Origin of the sequence: Galbibacter kalidii (assembly GCF_026241135.1) — a bacterium.
Lineage (GTDB): Bacteria > Bacteroidota > Bacteroidia > Flavobacteriales > Flavobacteriaceae > Galbibacter.
Map to the genome: position 1 here is coordinate 1 of NZ_JAPFGA010000104.1, position 522 is coordinate 522.

At 64.8% G+C, this 522-nt stretch carries 1 protein-coding gene; it reads left to right on the top strand.

Annotation, left to right across the window (positions count from 1 at the left end; all coding sequences use genetic code 11):
- Nucleotides 1-246 precede the first annotated feature (246 nt).
- On the top strand, nt 247-522 hold a 276-nt coding region (locus OOZ15_RS20095; RefSeq protein ID WP_265958205.1), incomplete at its 3' end, for a glucan biosynthesis protein.

Below are 522 nucleotides of genomic sequence, written 5' to 3' on the forward strand. Positions count from 1 at the left end.
GATTTCGAGCCCGATGGCACCATCACCCTGTTCGATAACGCCACCGGCACCGGGGCGAGCAAGATTCGCAGCATTCGCCCGGGAGAGGACGGGCGCCAGGGAACTCAGGGTGACTTGCGGCATCAAACTGCGGTCCTTCAAGGCATGACAACACCAATGGCCAACGACACGTCTTGAAGATTCAAACTACCTCCTGGCCCGGCTTGCGCAGGGAGTGCCGGCGGGACCACATGGAGAAAGACACACGTGAAGACCGCGCTACGACGCCTCAGTCTCGCGTGGGGCCTGGCCCTGACCATGGATGCCTCGGCGGCCGCCCCGGATGAGCTGTTCGATCGGGTCACCGACCGCGCCCGGCAGCTCGCCGCCGAACCCTACCAGGCCCCCGACTCGTCCCTGCCGCCCGATCTGGCGGAGATGAACTACGACCAATACCGGGAGATCCGCTTCCGTCCCGAGGCGGCGATCTGGAAGGACGAGGGCCCCTTCGAGGTCCAGCTGTTCCATCCCGGCTTCCTCTAT